Origin of the sequence: Bradyrhizobium ganzhouense, from assembly GCF_049949285.1 — a bacterium.
Lineage (GTDB): Bacteria > Pseudomonadota > Alphaproteobacteria > Rhizobiales > Xanthobacteraceae > Bradyrhizobium > Bradyrhizobium ganzhouense.
Map to the genome: position 1 here is coordinate 2,266,544 of NZ_CP181318.1, position 18,111 is coordinate 2,284,654.

Consider the following 18,111-nt stretch of genomic DNA (forward strand, 5'->3'; position numbering starts at 1 on the left):
CCGGCATGACGATGATCCCAAAAGCGCCAGACCGCAGCGCGCTCGAACAGGAGCAATTCCTCAATATCCTCTCGCGTGAGGAGGCGCTCGCGCGCTTTGAGGCGGCCCTGTTTCCGCGCGCGATCCCCAGTGAGCAGCGCAAGCTTGGCGATGCGCTCGGCACCGCGCTCGCCGCGGACATCACCGCACCGATCGACGTGCCGCCGTTCGACCGCTCCAATGTTGATGGTTTCGCCGTGCGCTCGGCGGATCTATCCGCCGCGGGCGAAGGCACACCGGCGCGGCTCGCGCTGAACGGCGAGACCATTCACTGCGGCACCGTGCCTAAGTTGCAGGTCGCAGTGGGGACCGCAACGCCAATCGCCACTGGTGGTCCGTTGCCGCGAGGCGCCGATGCTGTGGTCATGGTCGAGCACACCCAGCCGGCCGGTTCCGATGCGATCGATGTTCGTCGTGCCGTCGCGCCGGGCCAGTTCGTGTCCTATGCCGGATCCGACATCGCGCGCGGCGAGGCGCTGCTGCGCGCCGGCACGATCATAGGCTCGCGTGAGATCGGCATGCTGGCGGCCTGTGGTATCGCGGAGGTGAAAGTTGCGCGGAAGCCGCGCGTCGCTGTGATCTCCACCGGCGACGAACTGGTGCAGCCCGGCGAGGCGCTTGCGCCGGCCGCGATCTACGACACCAATGGCGCCATCGTCGCGGCCGCGATCGACGAGAACGGCGGCGAGGCCATCTTCCTCGGCGCCATTCCCGACGACGAAGCCAAGCTCGAGGCCGCGATGCGCCAGGCGCTGGCGGATGCCGACATGCTGGTGCTCTCCGGCGGCACGTCGAAAGGCGCGGGCGATCTGTCCCATCGCATCATCGGCCGGCTCGGCCAGCCCGGCATCATCGCGCATGGCGTTGCGCTCAAGCCGGGCAAGCCGCTGTGCCTTGCGGTGTGCGACGGCAAGCCGGTCGTGATCCTGCCGGGTTTTCCGACCTCGGCGATGTTCACTTTCCACGACATGATCGTGCCGTCGCTGCGCAAGATAGCCGGCCTGCCGCCGCGCTCCGATGCCAAGGTGGGTGCCACTGTGCCGGTGCGCATTTCTTCCGAGCTCGGCCGCACCGAATTCGTCATGGTCTCGCTGGTCGAGAGCAAGGACGGCCTGATCGCCTATCCCTCCGGCAAGGGCTCAGGTGCGATCACGTCCTTCGCGCAAGCCGACGGCTTCTTGCGCATCGACGCGCTCGCCGACCAGATGCCGGCGGGGACCGAAGCAGAGGTCACTCTGTTTACGCCGCATGTGCGGGTGCCTGATCTCGTCATCGTCGGCAGCCATTGCACCGGCCTCGATCTCGTCACCGCGCCGCTCGCGCATGCCGGCCTCACCGTGCGCTCGATCGCGGTGGGCAGCCTCGGCGGACTTGCGGCCGCGAAACGCGGCGAATGCGATCTCGCGCCGATCCATCTGTTCGACGACAAGAGCGAGACTTACAACACGCCTTACCTCGCCGAGGGGCTCGAGCTCGTGCCGGGCTGGCGGCGGATGCAGGGCATTGTCTTCCGCAAGGGCGACAAGCGTTTTGAGGGGCTCAGCGCGAAGGAGGCCGTCGCGGCTGCGCTCGCCGACCCCGCCTGCATCATGGTCAACCGCAACCAGGGCGCAGGCACGCGGATCCTGATCGACCGGCTGCTCGGTGGTGCCCGTCCGGAGGGCTACTGGAACCAGCCGCGTTCGCACAATGCGGTTGCCGCAGCCGTCGCGCAGCACCGCGCCGATTGGGGCATGACCATTGCGCCGGTCGCCCATGCGGTCGGGCTCGGTTTCATTCCGCTCGCGGAAGAGCATTATGACTTTGCGTTGGTGACGGCACGCAGGCAGCGCCCGGCGGTGCAGGCGTTTCTTGATGCACTCGGCTCGGATGAGGCGCGTGCGGCACTGGAGCGAGCCGGCTTCCGGCCAGCGTAGACGATAAGCGACGACGCGGTATTCAAGCCGCGCAGAAAACGGGGTGGGGGACGCGATGGCAAGGCCGCTTTCGGTTGCGATTGTTGGTGCCGGCATGGGCGGGCTCGCGACCGCTGCGGCGCTCAGGCGCGTCGGCGTCGACGTGATGGTCTACGAGCAGGCCTCCCAGTTCGCCCGGATCGGCGCCGGCATCCAGATCGGCTGCAACGCGATGAAAGTGTTGCGTGCGCTCGGGCTCGAGCGGCGGATGCGCGAGCACGCGTTCTATCCGCGGTCCTGGAACAACCGCGACTGGAAGAGCGGCGACATCAAGTTCGACATGATCTTTGGCGAGAGCGCGGAGGAGAAGTTCGGCGCGCCCTATCTGCTGGCGCATCGTGGCGATCTCCACGCAGCGCTGGCGAGCGCGGTGCCGGATGAGCTTGTCAGGCTCAACCACAAGCTCGTCGGTATCGACGAGACCGGCGAGGGCGTCCGGCTGAGCTTTGCCGACGGCACCAGCGCTGTCGCCGATGCCGTGGTCGGCGCCGACGGCGTGCATTCGGCGGTGCGCGACATTCTGTTCGACACCGCGCCGGTCAAGTTCACCGGCCGCATCGCCTACCGCACCACCTATCCTGCCGCGCTGCTTGGCGAGAAGATCGACGATTGCACCAAATGGTGGGGCGAGGATCGCCACATCGTCATCTATTACGTCAAGCCGGATCGTAGCGAGGTTTATCTCGTCACCAGCCAGCCGGAGCCCAATTTCCGCATCGAGTCCTGGTCGGCGAAGGGCGACGTGCGCGATCTGCGCGCCTCGTTCGAGGGCTTTCATCCGCAGGTCGGCCAGGTGCTGGCGTCGTGCCCCGACGTGCACAAATGGGCGATCATGGATCGCGATGCGCTAGAGCGCTGGGCCGATGGCAAGGTGACGCTGCTCGGCGACGCCTGCCATCCGATGACGCCCTATATGGCGCAGGGTGCGGCGATGGCGATCGAGGACGCCGCGGTGCTCTCGCGTTGTCTCGACGGTGTCGACCGCGACGGCCTGGCAGGTGCGTTCCGCCGCTTCGAGGCGACGCGCAAGGTGCGGACCACGCGGGTGCAGGAGACCTCACGTGCCAACATCTGGCTGAAGGAGCGGACCGATACGAGCTGGGTCTACGGTTACGATGCCTGGACCGTGCCATTGGCGGCGTGAGCTTGATTAAGACGCTTCATCCAGCGCCGCCAGGCGCTCGGCCTCAGCGATGTCCTCGACCGTGTTGGCATTGAAGAACGGATCGAGTGGCTCGACCGGCCAAGTGACCGTCGCGAGCGGGTAGCGCGCGGTCCAGCGATCGATCCTGCGCATGTCTTCGACGACGAGCGCGTGGCGCAACTCGTTGCGCAAGGCGACGCGCCAGAGGCCGATCACCGGATGCGACTGATCGCCGGATGCGGCGACTGCGAGCTGCGCATTTTCCCGCGTGCGCGCCTCGTGCAGGCGCGCGACGAGGTCGCGTGGCAGGAACGGGCAGTCGCCGGCGGCGCTGAGCACCCATTCGAGCTCCGGCCGGTTCGCGGCGGTCCAGTCGAGCGCGGCCAAAATGCCGGCGAGCGGGCCGGGGAAGCCGGGCACGTCGTCGGCAATGACCTGCAAGCCGAACGCGGCGAAGCGCGCTGGATCGCCGTTCGCATTGAGGATCAATCCGTCGCACTGGGGCTTCAGGCGCGCGATCACGCGCTCCAGGATGGTGCGGCCGCCGATGGACCGCATCGGTTTGTCGCCACCGCCCATGCGGCGTGCGAGGCCGCCGGCGAGCAGCACACCTTGCGTGGCCGGATTTTCAGTCGTCACCACCTTCGCCCTTACGCTTGTGCTTCGCCGATTCCTCTTCGACGTAATCGAGGTTCTGGTCGTAGACGATCCGCTCCTCGCCGGCGAGCGCGATGAAGCGCTTTCCGCGGGTGCGTCCGACCAGCGTCAAACCCACTTGTCTTGCGAGATCGACGCCCCAGGCGGTGAAGCCGGAACGCGACACCAGGATCGGGATTCCCATCCGCACCGTCTTGATCACCATTTCCGAGGTGAGACGACCGGTGGTGTAAAGGATCTTGTCGGAGGCATCGACGCCGTGGCGGTACATCCAGCCCGCGATCTTGTCGACGGCGTTGTGGCGGCCCACATCCTCGGTGTAGCAGAGCGGCTCGCCCTCCTTGCACAGCACGCAGCCGTGGATCGCGCCGGCCTCCAGATAGAGCGAGGGCATGGTGTTGATGGTCTGGGTCATCTGGTAGAGCCAGGAGGTGCGCAGCTCGGCCTTCGGCAACGCGACACTTTCGACGGCTTCGAGCAGGTCGCCGAAGGCCGTGCCTTGCGCGCAGCCTGAGGTCTGCGTGCGCTTCTTCAGCTTGGCTTCGAAATTGGTGTGGTGCTCGGTGCGCACCACCACGACCTGAAGATCGTCGTCGTATTCGACCTCGGTGACCGCGTCATTATACTTCAGCATGTTCTGGTTCAGCAAATAGCCGAGTGCCAGATATTCCGGATAGTCACCGATCGTCATCATGGTGACGATCTCCTGCGAATTCAGGTAGAGCGTCAGCGGCCGCTCCATCGGCACCTTGATCTCGACCTTGGCGCCGGTCTGGTCGGTCCCGGTCACGCTCTGGGTCAGGCGCGGGTCGTCGGGGTTCGGGACGATCAGGGGGACCGGGGCTTTGTCGATCTTCATCATGGGTGCGACGTTAGCATGACATTCGGGCCAAGCCGATATAAGCATGCTGGGGAATGGGCAAAATGCCTCCGCTCGTCATTGCGAGCGCAGCGAAGCAATCCAGCCGCCGCTGAAAGATTCTGGATTGCTTCGCTGCGCTCGCAATGACGGGGAGGGGACAGAGGTTCCATCGAAGAGCAAGTCGCTCGCGGAGACGGAGCTGGAATGAAAGTCATCGGCCTTGCAGGCTGGAGCGGTGCGGGCAAGACCACGCTGTTGACGCGGCTGATCCCGCATTTCAACGCGCAGGGCCTGCGTGTCTCCGTCATCAAGCATGCGCATCATCAGTTCGACGTCGATGTGCCCGGCAAGGATTCCTGGCGCCATCGCGAGGCCGGTGCGGCCGAGGTGCTGGTGGCCTCTGCGAACCGTTGGGCCCTGATGCATGAATTGCGCGGCGCGGCCGAGCCGCGGCTGCCGGAACTGTTGAGCAAGCTGTCCCCGGTCGATCTCGTGGTGGTCGAAGGTTTCAAGCGCGAGCCGCATCGCAAGATCGAGGTGCATCGTGCCGGCAATGGCAAGCCACTGCTGTTCCCTGATGATCCCGGCATTGTCGGGATTGCGACCGACGTCGCGGTTGAAACCCGGCTGCCGACTGTCCATCTCGAAGACATCGAGGCCGCTGCGGCACTGCTGCTGCGGGAGGCGATGCCGGTCGAGGAGGTGGTTGCAAGAAGCGCGGCGATACGCTGACGAGGCACCATGGCGCAACTGGCGGACGATTGCTTTGCCTTCGGCGGACCGATGATGTCGGTCAACGAGGCCGTTGGCCTGATCACGGCACGCGTCAGCGCGATTGCCGATCTCGAGACGGTGGCGCTCGTCGATGCCGACGGACGTGTGCTGGCGCGCGATATCGTGGCGCCGTTGCCGCTGCCGCCCTTCACCAATTCTGCCGTCGACGGTTATGCTGTGCGCAACGCGGACCTGCCAGAGAAAGTGGAGCGGGTATTCCCGCTCGATGGCCGTATCCAGGCCGGCGGCTTGGCAAGAGCACCGATCAAGCCCGGCCACACCGCGCGCATCTTTACCGGCGCGCCGATGCCGCCGGACGCCGAAACCGTCTTCATGCAGGAGGACGTCCGTATCGATGACGCCGGCAAGATCGTGCTGCCACCGGGGCTGAAGCCAGGCGCCAATGTTCGTCCGGCGGGCGAGGACATTCCTGTTGGGCACGTCGCGTTACGCGCCGGCCAGCGACTGCGGCCCCAGCATGTTGCGCTTGCCGCAGCCTTCGGTCTTGTCAGGGTCGATGTCGTCAGGCGCATCCGTGTCGCCGTTTTCTCCACCGGCGATGAGCTGGCCTCGCCCGGCGAGCCGCGTGCCGCTTCGCAGCTTTTCGACTCCAATCGCTTCATGCTGATGGCGATGCTGCGCCGTCTCGGTTGCGAGGTCTCGGATCTCGGCATTCTGCGCGACGAACGCACCTCGCTCGCCAACGGATTGAAGCGGGTTGCAGGCCACCACGATCTGATCCTCACCACCGGCGGCGTCTCGACCGGCGAGGAAGACCACGTCAAGGCGGCGGTCGAGAGCGTCGGCTCACTGGTACTGTGGCGGATGGCGATCAAGCCGGGCCGGCCTGTGGCGATGGGCGTCATCGGCGGCACGCCGTTGATCGGGCTGCCCGGAAATCCCGTCGCGAGTTTTGTCACATTCGTCCATGTGGTGCGGCCGACCGTGCTGGCGCTCGCCGGCAGTTTGCCGGAGCCGCTGTTGCCGATCCCGCTGCGCGCGGCGTTCACTTACAAGAAGAAGCTGGGCCGCCGCGAATATGTTCGTGCGTCCTTGCGGCGCGCAGAGGATGGCACGCTGGAGGCGGTCAAATTTCCGCGCGAAGGCGCCGGACTCCTGTCGTCATTGGTCGAGACCGACGGCCTGGTCGAGCTGGGCGAAGACGTTACGCGGGTCGAGCCGGGCGAGAATGTAGGTTTCCTGTCCTATGCCGATCTGCTCTAGGCGGTTACATTGACGTCCTCGCCCCCTCCAGCGCATGTTGCGCCGATGACAAGAACAACGACCAGAACGACGCTTGATCTCACCGGGCTGAAATGCCCGCTGCCCGCCTTGAAAACGCGCAAGGCGTTGAAACCGTTGCAGCCGGGCGACGAGCTCGAGGTTCACTGCACCGATCCCTTGTCGGTGATTGACATTCCTAACCTGATCCGTGAGACCGGCGACAAGGTGGAGATCACCGAGCGCAACGACGCGCGCATCGTGTTCTTGATAGAAAAAGCAAATGGCTCGATAGGCAGCGTCAATGCTGCGCTGCGTTCTTAGGCGCGTTACCGCGCTGATACCGACCATTTGTCTATCGACATCGATCATGGCTTCTGCCCAAATTGACTTTCTCCGCGCAGGCGCGGAGGTTGAGTGTTGTCCGCGACACGCGGATCATCGGGCCACTTACGAAGCCTGCAAATCGTATTGGGCATAGAGCCCCGACCGAGGGGTTAACTTTTCAGACGCGCATGACGATCCTGGCGCGTGTCGGGTGATTGTGCGGAGCAGCAGGGACAACAGCTGCGCTGCAATGGGCTGAGGACCAGGATGGAAGCGGCAAGTTGCTCAGAAGGGCAGCTGCAGGGGAGGAATGCATGACGACAATTGAGAGCGCTGGAAGGATTTCAGGCGCTGGCGCGGGCCTTCTTGATCGCGAGCGGACCATCGCGACCGCTGGGTTCAATCGCTGGCTGGTGCCGCCGGCGGCGCTATGCATCCATCTGTGTATCGGCATGGCCTATGGCTTCTCGGTGTTCTGGCTGCCGCTGTCGCGCGCGATCGGACTGACCGCGCCGAAGGCCTGCCCGGACATCTCGCTCTGGCAGGAGCTGTTCACCACCAGCTGCGACTGGAAAGTCGCGAGCCTGGGTTGGATGTACACGCTGTTCTTCGTCGTGCTTGGCCTCTCTGCTGCGCTGTGGGGCGGCTGGCTCGAGCGCGTCGGGCCGCGCAAAGCCGGCTTCGTCGCGGCGTGCTGCTGGTGTGGCGGCCTCCTGCTCGGCGCCATCGGCATCTACGTCCACCAGCTCTGGATCATGTGGCTCGGCTCCGGCGTGATCGGCGGCATCGGCCTCGGCCTCGGCTACATCTCGCCAGTGTCGACACTGGTGAAATGGTTCCCTGACCGGCGCGGTATGGCGACCGGCATGGCCATCATGGGTTTTGGTGGCGGCGCCATGATCGGCGCGCCGCTGGCCAACTTGTTGATGGACTTTTTCAAGACCCCGACCTCGGTCGGCGTCTGGGAAACCTTCCTCACCATGGGCGTCATCTATCTCGTCTTCATGATGATTGGCGCGTTCCGTTATCGCCTGCCGCCCACGGGGTGGAAGCCGGAGGGCTGGACGCCGCCGAGCGAGAAGAAGACGATGATCTCCGAGCACCACGTTCACCTGAACAACGCGCACAAGACGCCGCAGTTCTGGCTGATCTGGTGGGTGCTGTGCTTGAACGTGTCGGCCGGCATCGGCGTGATCGGCATGGCGTCGCCGATGCTCCAGGAAATCTTCGCGGGCAAGCTGATCGGGCTTCCGGACGTTGGCTTCAACGCGCTGAACGCCGCGCAGAAGACACAGATCGCGGCGATCGCCGCGGGCTTCGCAGGCCTGCTGTCGCTGTTCAACATCGGTGGCCGCTTCGTCTGGGCCTCGCTGTCGGACTATATCGGCCGCAAGAACACCTATTACACGTTCTTCATTCTCGGCATCGTGCTCTACGCGCTGGCGCCGACCTTTGCGGCGATGGGCTCGAAGCTTCTGTTCGTGCTCGGCTTCGGCATCATCCTGTCGATGTATGGCGGCGGCTTCGCCACCGTGCCGGCCTATCTCGCCGACATGTTCGGAACGCAGTTCGTCGGCGCAATTCACGGACGACTGCTCACGGCCTGGTCGACCGCCGGCATCATCGGCCCCGTCGTGGTCAACTACATCCGCGAGTTTCAGCTGGCGGCTGGCGTGCCGCGCGACCAGCTCTACAACACCACCATGTACATTCTCTGCGCGATGCTGATCGCGGGCCTGATCTGCAACTATTTGATCAAGCCGGTCGATTCGAAGTGGTACATGAGCGAGGCTGAGGTATCGAAGCTCCAGGCCTCGATCCCCGGGGCAAATGCGGGGCAGGGCGGTTCGTTCGGAATCGGCACGGGTGGTCTCGATGGCAAGGCCGCACTGTTCTGGGCGTTCGTCGCGATCCCGTTGGCCTGGGGGGTGTACAAGACCCTCCTGAGCGCCTGGAATATCTTCTGATCGCAAACCCACATCGCCCGCGGGATGCTGCGCGCATCCCGCGGCGCTTGCTCATCCAAATCACTAAGAATGGGATCTAGGGGAATTTTCATGCATCGCACTGGTATCTGCCTCGCCGCTATGCTGCTGGCGGCAAGCCTTCACACCGCGTCTGCGCAGACGGCAACAGCGCCTGCAACACCGGCACCTGCCGCGACGACCGACGCCAAGCCGCCGGGCAAGATGAAACTCACTATGCAGAAGCTGAAGGACATGAAGGCGAAGTGGACCGCCAACAAGCCGAAGCTGAAGGCCTGTCGCGGCGAGGTGAAGTCCAAGGGCCTCACCGGTGATGACCGCTGGTTCTACATCGAAGATTGCATGAACAAGACCTGAGGCGAGGTTCCGCGTCGCGTTTGCGTGAGGGGGCATGGCAGGGCGGCTGCCTGCCCCCTAAAGCATTACAGAGGCGTTATAAATTCTCTCTTGCATCTGGCATACCAGAGACTAGAGTTGTCGCAATTGATGGGCTTTGCGGAGAACGCGACGTTTCCATGAGCAGCAACGACGACGTTCACAAGGTCAGGGAATTCGAGCATCCGGGCGAGGGCCGCCGGCGCGCCAAGGCCACGCCCAAGGGGCGGCAGGTTGATCCCACCGCCGCGCATGAGATCGAGCAATTGCTCGGCGACCGCCCGCGGCGGCGTGATCTCCTGATCGAATATTTGCACCTGATCCAGGACAAATATCACCAGATCTCGGCCGCGCATCTTGCCGCGCTCGCCGACGAGATGAAGCTCGCCTTCGCCGAAGTGTTCGAGACCGCGACCTTCTACGCGCATTTCGACGTGGTGAAGGAAGGCGAGCCTGACATCGCGCCGCTGACGATCCGCGTCTGTGACTCCCTCACCTGCGCGATGCTCGGCGGCGAGAAATTGCTCGCCGATTTGCAGAGCGCGTCGGGTCCCGGCATTCGCGTCGTGCGCGCGCCCTGCGTCGGCCGCTGCGATACTGCGCCAGCCGCGGAAGTTGGCCACAATTTCGTCGACCATGCGACCGTCGCCAATGTGATGGCCGCCGCGAAGGCTGGCGACACGCATGCGCATCTGCCGAAATATATCGACTACAACGCCTATGTCGCCGGCGGCGGCTACAAGCTGCTGGGTCGCCTGCGCTCCGGCGAATTGTCGAACGACGATCTGCTGAAGGCGCTCGACGACGCCTCGCTGCGCGGCCTCGGCGGCGCCGGCTTCCCGACGGGGCGCAAATGGCGCGCCGTGCTGGGCGAACCCGGTCCGCGCCTGATGGCGATCAACGGCGACGAGGGCGAGCCCGGCACGTTCAAGGACCGCGTCTATCTCGAAAGCGATCCGCATCGTTTCATCGAGGGCATGCTGATCGGCGCGCATGTGGTGCAGGCCTCCGATGTCTACATCTATCTGCGCGACGAATATCCGGCCTCGCGCGAAATCCTCGAACGCGAACTCGCGAAGCTTCCCGCAGGCGGCCCGCCGCTGCACATGCGCCGCGGCGCCGGTGCTTACATTTGCGGAGAAGAGTCCTCTCTGCTCGAAAGCATCGAGGGCAAGCGCGGCTTGCCCAGGCACAAGCCGCCCTATCCGTTCCAGGTCGGCCTGTTCGGCCTGCCGACGCTGATCAACAACATCGAGACGCTGTGGTGGGTGCGCGACATCGTCGAGAAGGGCGCCGACTGGTGGAAGGGCAACGGCCGTCATGAACGCCATGGCCTGCGCAGCTTCTCGGTCTCCGGCCGCGTGAAAAACCCCGGCATGAAGCTGGCACCCGCGGGCATCACCGTGCGCGAATTGATCGACGAATATTGCGGCGGCATGGCCGACGGCCATCAGTTCTACGCTTATCTCCCCGGCGGCGCGTCCGGCGGCATTCTGCCGGCATCGATGGACGACATCCCGCTCGATTTCGGCACGCTGGAGAAATACGGCTGCTTCATCGGCTCGGCGGCGATCGTGATCCTGTCGCAAAAGGACAGCGTGCGTGCAGCCGCGCTGAACCTGATGAAGTTCTTCGAGGACGAGAGCTGCGGCCAGTGCACGCCGTGCCGCGTCGGGACCCAGAAGGCGGCGCAACTGATGCAGAAGCCGGTCTGGAACCGCGCACTTCTGGAAGAATTGAGCCAGGCGATGCGCGATGCCTCGATCTGCGGGCTCGGGCAGGCGGCATCGAATCCGCTGTCCTCGGTGATCAAATATTTCCCTGACGAGTTCAAGGAAGCGGCCGAATGACCAAGATTACGTTCGAGCTCGACGGCAAGCAGGTCGAGGCCAGACCCGGCGAGACGATCTGGCAGGTCGCAAAACGTCAGGGCCGCGAGATTCCGCACCTTTGCTATTCGCCCGCGCCCGACTATCGCCCCGACGGCAATTGCCGCGCCTGCATGGTCGAGATCGAGGGTGAGCGCGTGCTGGCCGCGTCGTGCAAGCGCACGCCGTCGGTCGGCATGAAGGTGAAGACCGAATCCGCGCGTGCAGTGTCGGCGCAGAAGATGGTGATGGAGCTGCTGGTCGCCGACCAGCCGGCGCGCGAGACGTCGCACGATCCGGAGTCGAAGTTCTGGCACTGGGCCGAGACGACCGGCGTCACCGAGAGCCGCTTCCCTGCCGCCGAGCGTTGGGAGACCGATGCCAGCCATCCGGCGATGCGCGTCAATCTCGACGCCTGCATCCAGTGCGGCCTCTGCGTGCGCGCCTGCCGCGAGGTCCAGGTCAACGACGTCATCGGCATGGCTTATCGCAGCCATGGCTCGAAGATCGTGTTCGATTTCGACGATCCCATGGGCGAGTCGACTTGCGTGGCCTGCGGCGAGTGCGTGCAGGCCTGCCCGACCGGCGCCCTGATGCCGGCCGTGATGCTCGACGACACGCAGACCCGCGTGACCTACGCGGACAGGAAGGTGGATTCGCTGTGCCCGTTTTGCGGCGTCGGTTGCCAGGTGACCTACGAGGTCAAGGACGAGAAGGTGATCTACGCGGAAGGTCGTGATGGCCCGGCCAATCACAACCGTCTTTGCGTCAAGGGCCGCTTCGGCTTCGACTACATCCACCATCCGCATCGCCTGACAAAGCCGCTGGTGCGGCTGCCGAATGCGAAGAAGGACTCCAACGACCAGGTCGATCCCGCCAATCCCTTCACGCATTTCCGTGAAGCGAGCTGGGACGAGGCGCTCGACATCGCCGCCAAGGGTCTCGTCAAGATCCGCGACGAGAAGGGCGTGAAGGCGCTGGCCGGCTTCGGCTCGGCCAAGGGCTCGAATGAAGAGGCCTATCTGTTCCAGAAGCTGGTGCGCACCGGTTTCGGCTCCAACAATGTCGATCACTGCACCCGCCTGTGCCACGCCTCGTCGGTGGCGGCGCTGTTCGAAGGCCTGAGCTCGGGCGCCGTGTCGGCGCCGTTCTCGGCGGCGATGGATGCCGAGGTGATCTGGGTGATCGGCGCCAACCCGACGGTGAACCATCCCGTCGCGGCGACGTTCATGAAGAACGCCGTGAAGAATGGCGCAAAACTGTTCGTGATGGATCCGCGCCGGCAGTCGCTGTCGCGTCATGCGACCAGGCATTTGCAGTTCAAGCCGGGCTCCGACGTCGCCATGCTGAACGCGATGATCAACACGATCATCACCGAAGGCCTGACCGACGATCAGTACATCGCCGGCTACACCGAGGGCTTTGAGGATCTCAAGGAGAAGATCAAGGAGTTCACGCCGGAGAAGATGGAGGCGATCTGCGGCATCCCGGCGCAGACGCTGCGCGAGGTCGCCCGGACCTACGCACGCGCGAAATCGTCGATCATCTTCTGGGGCATGGGTATCAGCCAGCACGTCCACGGCACCGACAATGCGCGCTGCCTGATCGCGCTGGCGCTGATCACAGGCCAGGTCGGCCGTCCCGGCACCGGCCTGCATCCGCTACGTGGCCAGAACAACGTGCAGGGCGCATCCGATGCCGGCCTGATCCCGATGTTTCTGCCCGACTACCAGCCGGTCGGCCGCGACGACTTGCGCGGCAGTTTCGAGAAACTGTGGGGACAGGATCTCGATCCCGTGCGCGGCCTCACCGTGGTCGAGATCATGAACGTAATCCATGCCGGCGAGATCAAGGGCATGTATATCGAGGGCGAGAATCCCGCGATGTCCGACCCCGATTTGCAGCATGCGCGCCAGGCGCTCGCGATGCTCGATCATCTCGTGGTGCAGGATCTCTTCGTCACCGAGACCGCGTTCCACGCCGACGTCATCCTGCCGGCCTCCGCCTTTGCCGAGAAGGAGGGCTCCTTCACCAACACCGATCGCCGCGTGCAGCTCGCGCGCCAGGTCATCAAGCCGCCGGGCGATGCGCGGCAGGATCTCTGGATCATCCAGGAGATCGGAAAGCGCATGGGCCTGCCCTGGAATTATGCCGGCGCCGGCGAGGTCTACACCGAGATGGCAGAGCTGATGCCGTCGCTCAAGAACATCAGCTGGGAGCGGCTGGTGCGCGAAGGCGCCGTCACCTATCCGGCCGACGATCCGAACAAGCCCGGCAACGAGATCATCTTCACCACGGGTTTCCCGACCGCGAGCGGGCGCGGCAAGATCGTGCCGGCCCATGTCATCCCGCCGGACGAACTGCCCGACGACGAATATCCGATGGTGCTGTCGACCGGCCGCGTGCTCGAGCACTGGCACACCGGCTCGATGACGCGCCGCGCCCAGGTGCTCGACCAGATCGAGCCGGAGGCGGTCGCGTTCATGTCGCCGAAGGACATGCACAGGAAGAAGCTCGCGCCCGGCGATTTCATTCGTCTCGAGACCCGCCGCGGCGCGGTCGAGGTCAAGGTCCGCTCCGACCGCGACGTGCCGGAGAACATGGTGTTCATGCCGTTCTGCTATGCGGAAGCGGCGGCGAACTTGCTGACCAATCCGGCGCTCGACCCGTTCGGCAAGATCCCCGAGTTCAAGTTCTGCGCGGCGAGGGCCGAACGCGCGGAGATGCGGGATGCGGCGGAGTAACGCTCAGGTTCTTTGACGGCACGGCGCCTGCCAAACCTTCGCCGGGACGACAGCTAAACGTGTAGCGCCTATGCCGCTTCGCCGCTGACAGTGATAGACACCAACCATGTCCAAAGTCACCCCCGCCACCCGCGCGCTCGCAGCCGCCGGTGCCGCGTTCACCGTTCACTCTTACGACTATGATCCCGACGCCGAGAGCATCGGGCTGCAGGCGGCCGCTGCGCTCGGCGAGGACCCGGCGCGCGTATTGAAAACGCTGATGGCGCTGGTCGACGGCAAGCCGGTCTGCGTGATCGTCCCCTCCGACCGGGAAGTCTCGATGAAAAAGCTCGCCGCGGCCGTGAGCGGCAAGTCGGCGCAGATGATGAAGCCGCCGGAGGCCGAGCGCGTCACCGGCTACAAGGTCGGCGGCATCAGCCCGTTCGGGCAGCGCAAGCAAGTCGGCACCGTGATCGAGCAGAGCGCGCTCGCTCATGATCTGGTCTATCTCAATGGCGGTCAGCGCGGCCTGCAGGTGAGGATGAAGCCAACCGATGTGCGGGATGCGTTGAAGGCGATCGCCGCGGATGTGGTCGCGTAGGGCTCTTGCCCTACTGTTTCTGCAACAGTTTGAGCCGGCAGCGCAGCGCCTCGCGGATATGCGCGCGTGCGAGTTGCTCGGCCTTGTCGCCATCGCGCGCAGCGATGGCCTCGATGATGGCCTGATGCTCGCTATGGCTGGTCGAGGGACGACCCGACACCGTGAACGTGGTCGGGCCGAGCAGGGCAATCCAGTCCTGCAATTCGCCTGACGCATTGTCCAGGTAGCGGTTGCGCGCGGCGCGGCAGATCGCTTCGTGGAAAGCGCGGTTGAGCCTGGCCATCTCTGCTGCATTGGTCTCGGACGCCTCGATAAAGGCCTGCTCGATATCCCGGAGCGCGTCGACCTCGGTCGCGGAAGCGTGCTCTGCGGCGAGGCGGGCGGCGGCGCCTTCCATGATCTCGCGCATGGCGTAGAGCTCGAGCACTTCGGAGATGTCGAGGTTGCGGACGATCAGTCCGCGGCCGCCGGCGGGCTCGACGAAGCCGCGCGCTGCGAGCCGGCCCAGAGCTTCGCGGACCGGCGTGCGGCTGACCTTCAGCCGCTGCGCGACCTCTTCCTCGCGCAGGCGATCGCCGGCACGATAGCTGCCGGCCTGGAGCGCCTCGCAGAGCGAGCGGAACACCGCTTCGCCCAGCGCAACACCGGCTCCGCGCGCGATCGATCCGCCTGCCTTTGCCGGGCGTCTGGCCACGTGACCTCTGAACGCAATGCGCATCCTGCCCATGCACAGATGCCGCTTGCGTAGCTTATGTATATCTTTGTATACAAAAGTACGCAATAGTGGATCGACCTGACCAAGGCTGCCGGCGGGCAGAATGTCTCTAACTTCGTCGCATCGGACGGACGGCATGGGCAGCAGATACGACGTGCTGGTGATCGGCGGCGGCAACGCGGCGCTGTGCGCTGCGATCTCGGCGCGCCGCGGCGGTGCTTCGGTGCTGGTGCTCGAAGGTGCGCCAAAGTTCTATCGTGGCGGCAACACCCGTCACACTCGCAACATGCGTTGTGCCCATGACGCCGCGACCGAAATCCTGACCGGTCCCTACACCGAAGAGGAGTTTTGGGAGGATCTGCTGCGCGTCACCGGCGGGCAGACCGACGAGGTGCTCGCCCGCCACATGATCCGGGAGTCCAAGGATATCCTGGACTGGATCGTGGAGCAGGGCGTGCGCTGGCAGCCGTCGCTTGGTGGCACGCTGAGCCTGGGCCGCACCAACTCCTTTTTCCTCGGCGGCGGCCGAGCCATGCTGAACGCGCTCTATCTCACCGCCGAGCGGCTCGGCGTCGACGTCGAATACGACGCCGAGGTTACCGACCTCGTGATCGAGGACGGTATGTTCCTCGCTGCGCGCGTCAAGCGGCCGATCAAGGGCGAGACCGAGATCCGCGCGACCTCGCTGGTCGCCGCCGCCGGCGGGTTCGAGGCCAACATCGAATGGCTGAAGCAATATTGGGGCGAGGCCGCCGACAATTTCCTGATCCGCGGCACGCCCTATAATCGCGGTTCGATCCTGAAGATGCTGCTCGACAAGGGCGTGCAAGAGGTCGGCGATCCCACCCAGTGCCACGCAGTCGCCATCGATGCCCGCGCGCCGAAGTTCGATGGTGGCATCATCACGCGACATGACTCCGTCGTGTTCGGCATCGTCGTCAACAAGCACTCGCAGCGCTTCTACGACGAAGGCGAAGACATCTGGCCGAAGCGTTACGCGATCTGGGGCCGGCTGGTTGCGGCGCAGCCCGACCAGATTGCCTACATCATCTTCGACTCCACTGTCGTCACGAGCTTTATGCCAACGCTGTTCCCGCCGATTGCCGGGCAGACGATCGCCGAGCTCGCTGGCAAGCTGACGCTCGATCCGGCCGCGCTGGAAAAGACCATCACCGAATTCAACGCCGCGGTGCGGCCCGGCACCTTCGACCACACGATTCTGGACGATTGCGTGACCGAAGGCCTGACGCCGCCCAAGACGCATTGGGCACGGCGGATCGAGACGCCGCCTTATCTCGCCTATCCGGTGCGGCCGGGCATCACCTTCACCTATCTCGGCACGCGCGTGACCAAGGAGGCGCGGATGCTTATGGCTGACGGCAAGCCGTCGGCCAATATGTTCGCGGCCGGCGAGATCATGGCTGGCAACGTGCTCGGCAAGGGCTATGCCGCCGGCATGGGCATGACCATCGGCAGCGTGTTCGGGCGGATCGCAGGACGGGAAGCGGCGAAACATGCACGGAACTAGAATTCTGGACGAGGCCGACCGTCTGATGACGGTCTGCAATTCCTGCCGCTACTGCGAGGGTCTTTGCGCGGTGTTTCCCGCAATGGAGATGCGCCGCGCCTTCTCCGACGGCGATCTCAACTATCTCGCCAACCTCTGCCATTCCTGCGGCGCCTGCTACGTCGACTGCCAGTTCTCGCCGCCGCACGAGTTCAACGTCAACGTTCCCCAAACGCTGGCGGTGGCGCGCACCGAATCTTATGCTGCTTATGCCTGGCCGCAGGCGCTGTCCGGAGCCTTCGCACGCAACGGTCTCGTCATCAGCATCGTCGCCGCGCTCAGCATGGCCGCCTTCATCCTCGGCTTTGCGGCCCTCAACGACCGCGGCGTGCTGCTTGGCGTGCACACCGGTCCCGGCGCCTTCTACAGACTGATGCCGCACAATGCGATGGCTGCGCTGTTCTGCGCTGCCTTTCTCTACGCGATCCTCGCGCTGGTCATGAGCGTTCGCGCGTTCTGGCGCGACATCGGCGCACCGATCGGCGGCCGGGCTGACGGTGGCTCCATCTTCCAGGCGATCCGCGATGCCGGCGAGCTGCGCTATCTCCATGGCGGTGGGGTCGGCTGCTACAATGAGGACGACACGCCGACCGACCGGCGCAAGCTTTTCCATCACCTGACGTTCTACGGCTTCCTTCTGTGCTTTGCGGCAACCTCGGTTGCCACGCTCTATCACTATCTCCTCGGCCGCGAGGCGCCGTATCCGTGGTGGGATCTGCCGGTCGTGCTCGGCACGCTCGGCGGCATCGGCCTCGTTGTCGGCCCCATCGGGCTGTTCGTCGCCAAATCGCGCCGGGCGCCCGAGTTGCTCGACGAGGCCAGCTACGGCATGGATGTCGGCTTCATCGCCATGCTGTTCCTGACCGGGTTCACGGGAATGCTGCTCCTGCTCCTGCGCGAGACCTCCGCCATGGGGCCGCTGCTGGCGCTGCATCTCGGTGCGGTGTTCGCGCTGTTCATCACCATGCCCTACGGCAAGTTCGTGCATGGCATCTACCGCTTCGCGGCGCTGGTGCGTTACGCGCAGGAGCGGCGCAGCGAAGCGGGCTCTTGAGGGGCGTGTGGGGCTGACGTATCTCTGGGCCGTTGGCGGAGAGCGAATCGCCGGAGGAGCCCGCGCTCATGTACATGTTTCTGCCGTTTCTGCTGGCGCTCGCAGGCAGCGTCTGTGTCTGGTATGCGCGCGCGGGACTGGGCTACGCGCTTTGGAGCGCAACGATCGTCATCACCGTCACATGGTTCTTCCACCACGCGACCGACTCACTGAAATTTTCGTTCTGACGGTGTCGAGATGAGTT

16 protein-coding genes are annotated in these 18,111 nt (G+C 64.8%); 13 read left to right on the top strand and 3 right to left on the bottom strand.

Annotated elements, in window-relative coordinates; all coding sequences use genetic code 11:
• Window positions 1-5: 5 nt before the first annotated feature.
• Together ACLFLU_RS10375 and ACLFLU_RS10380 are read left to right on the top strand one after the other, a co-directional pair.
• A complete protein-coding gene (locus ACLFLU_RS10375; protein WP_426412091.1) occupies window positions 6-1,955 on the top strand; it encodes a molybdopterin biosynthesis protein in 1,950 nt (649 codons plus the stop codon).
• Window positions 1,956-2,010: 55 nt separating this feature from the next.
• Entirely contained in the window at window positions 2,011-3,138 is a 1,128-nt protein-coding gene (locus tag ACLFLU_RS10380) for an FAD-dependent monooxygenase (RefSeq protein ID WP_426412092.1), read from the top strand.
• 6 nt (window positions 3,139-3,144) lie between these two features.
• Here ACLFLU_RS10380 and mobA read toward each other — a convergent pair whose 3' ends face one another.
• Window positions 3,145-3,780 carry a molybdenum cofactor guanylyltransferase MobA gene (gene mobA / locus ACLFLU_RS10385; RefSeq protein WP_426412093.1) on the bottom strand — a complete coding sequence of 212 codons (636 nt, stop codon included), beginning with the start codon at window positions 3,778-3,780 and terminating at the stop codon, window positions 3,145-3,147.
• Window positions 3,767-4,657: a formate dehydrogenase accessory sulfurtransferase FdhD gene (gene fdhD, locus ACLFLU_RS10390; RefSeq protein ID WP_426412094.1), complete on the bottom strand. Its 891-nt coding sequence runs from the start codon at window positions 4,655-4,657 to the stop codon at window positions 3,767-3,769. The genes mobA and fdhD overlap by 14 nt, the downstream gene beginning before the upstream one ends.
• 204 nt (window positions 4,658-4,861) lie before the next feature.
• Here fdhD and mobB point away from each other — a divergent pair, with 204 nt between their 5' ends.
• The 8 genes from mobB to ybaK all read left to right on the top strand — a co-directional run bounded on the left by mobB (window position 4,862) and on the right by ybaK (window position 14,531).
• Window positions 4,862-5,389, top strand: coding sequence for a molybdopterin-guanine dinucleotide biosynthesis protein B (gene mobB / locus ACLFLU_RS10395; RefSeq protein WP_426412095.1), 528 nt, complete (start codon window positions 4,862-4,864; stop codon window positions 5,387-5,389).
• A 9-nt stretch (window positions 5,390-5,398) separates the two neighbouring features.
• Window positions 5,399-6,655, top strand: a complete 1,257-nt coding sequence (gene glp, locus ACLFLU_RS10400) for a gephyrin-like molybdotransferase Glp (RefSeq protein WP_426412096.1) — start codon at window positions 5,399-5,401, stop codon at window positions 6,653-6,655.
• Window positions 6,656-6,700: 45 nt separating this feature from the next.
• On the top strand, window positions 6,701-6,976 hold the full coding sequence (locus ACLFLU_RS10405; RefSeq protein WP_426412097.1) for a sulfurtransferase TusA family protein: 276 nt from the start codon (window positions 6,701-6,703) through the stop codon (window positions 6,974-6,976).
• 317 nt (window positions 6,977-7,293) lie between these two features.
• On the top strand, window positions 7,294-8,946 hold the full coding sequence (locus tag ACLFLU_RS10410; protein ID WP_426412098.1) for an OFA family MFS transporter: 1,653 nt from the start codon (window positions 7,294-7,296) through the stop codon (window positions 8,944-8,946).
• A gap of 90 nt (window positions 8,947-9,036) precedes the next feature.
• The gene (locus ACLFLU_RS10415) at window positions 9,037-9,321 is read left to right on the top strand and encodes a hypothetical protein (protein ID WP_426412099.1); all 285 of its coding nucleotides are present in this window, start codon (window positions 9,037-9,039) and stop codon (window positions 9,319-9,321) included.
• Between the two features lie 158 nt (window positions 9,322-9,479).
• The gene (locus tag ACLFLU_RS10420; RefSeq protein WP_426412100.1) at window positions 9,480-11,189 is read left to right on the top strand and encodes an NADH-ubiquinone oxidoreductase-F iron-sulfur binding region domain-containing protein; all 1,710 of its coding nucleotides are present in this window, start codon (window positions 9,480-9,482) and stop codon (window positions 11,187-11,189) included.
• On the top strand, window positions 11,186-13,951 hold the full coding sequence (fdhF, locus tag ACLFLU_RS10425; protein WP_426412101.1) for a formate dehydrogenase subunit alpha: 2,766 nt from the start codon (window positions 11,186-11,188) through the stop codon (window positions 13,949-13,951). The genes ACLFLU_RS10420 and fdhF overlap by 4 nt, the downstream gene beginning before the upstream one ends.
• Before the next feature lie 106 nt (window positions 13,952-14,057).
• Window positions 14,058-14,531 (top strand): Cys-tRNA(Pro) deacylase, encoded by a 474-nt coding sequence (gene ybaK, locus ACLFLU_RS10430; protein WP_426412102.1) that lies wholly within the window; start codon window positions 14,058-14,060, stop codon window positions 14,529-14,531.
• A gap of 10 nt (window positions 14,532-14,541) precedes the next feature.
• On the opposite strand, the gene ACLFLU_RS10435 is transcribed toward ybaK, so the two are convergent.
• Window positions 14,542-15,225, bottom strand: a complete 684-nt coding sequence (locus tag ACLFLU_RS10435) for a GntR family transcriptional regulator (protein ID WP_426412103.1) — start codon at window positions 15,223-15,225, stop codon at window positions 14,542-14,544.
• A 157-nt stretch (window positions 15,226-15,382) separates the two neighbouring features.
• Between ACLFLU_RS10435 and tcuA the strand changes: the two genes are divergently transcribed.
• The 3 genes from tcuA to ACLFLU_RS10450 all read left to right on the top strand — a co-directional run bounded on the left by tcuA (window position 15,383) and on the right by ACLFLU_RS10450 (window position 18,094).
• Window positions 15,383-16,774 (top strand): FAD-dependent tricarballylate dehydrogenase TcuA, encoded by a 1,392-nt coding sequence (gene tcuA / locus ACLFLU_RS10440; protein WP_426412104.1) that lies wholly within the window; start codon window positions 15,383-15,385, stop codon window positions 16,772-16,774.
• The gene (gene tcuB, locus ACLFLU_RS10445; protein ID WP_426412105.1) at window positions 16,761-17,867 is read left to right on the top strand and encodes a tricarballylate utilization 4Fe-4S protein TcuB; all 1,107 of its coding nucleotides are present in this window, start codon (window positions 16,761-16,763) and stop codon (window positions 17,865-17,867) included. The genes tcuA and tcuB overlap by 14 nt, the downstream gene beginning before the upstream one ends.
• A gap of 68 nt (window positions 17,868-17,935) precedes the next feature.
• On the top strand, window positions 17,936-18,094 hold the full coding sequence (locus ACLFLU_RS10450) for a DUF5993 family protein (protein ID WP_426412106.1): 159 nt from the start codon (window positions 17,936-17,938) through the stop codon (window positions 18,092-18,094).
• The last annotated feature ends 17 nt before the right edge of the window (window positions 18,095-18,111 follow it).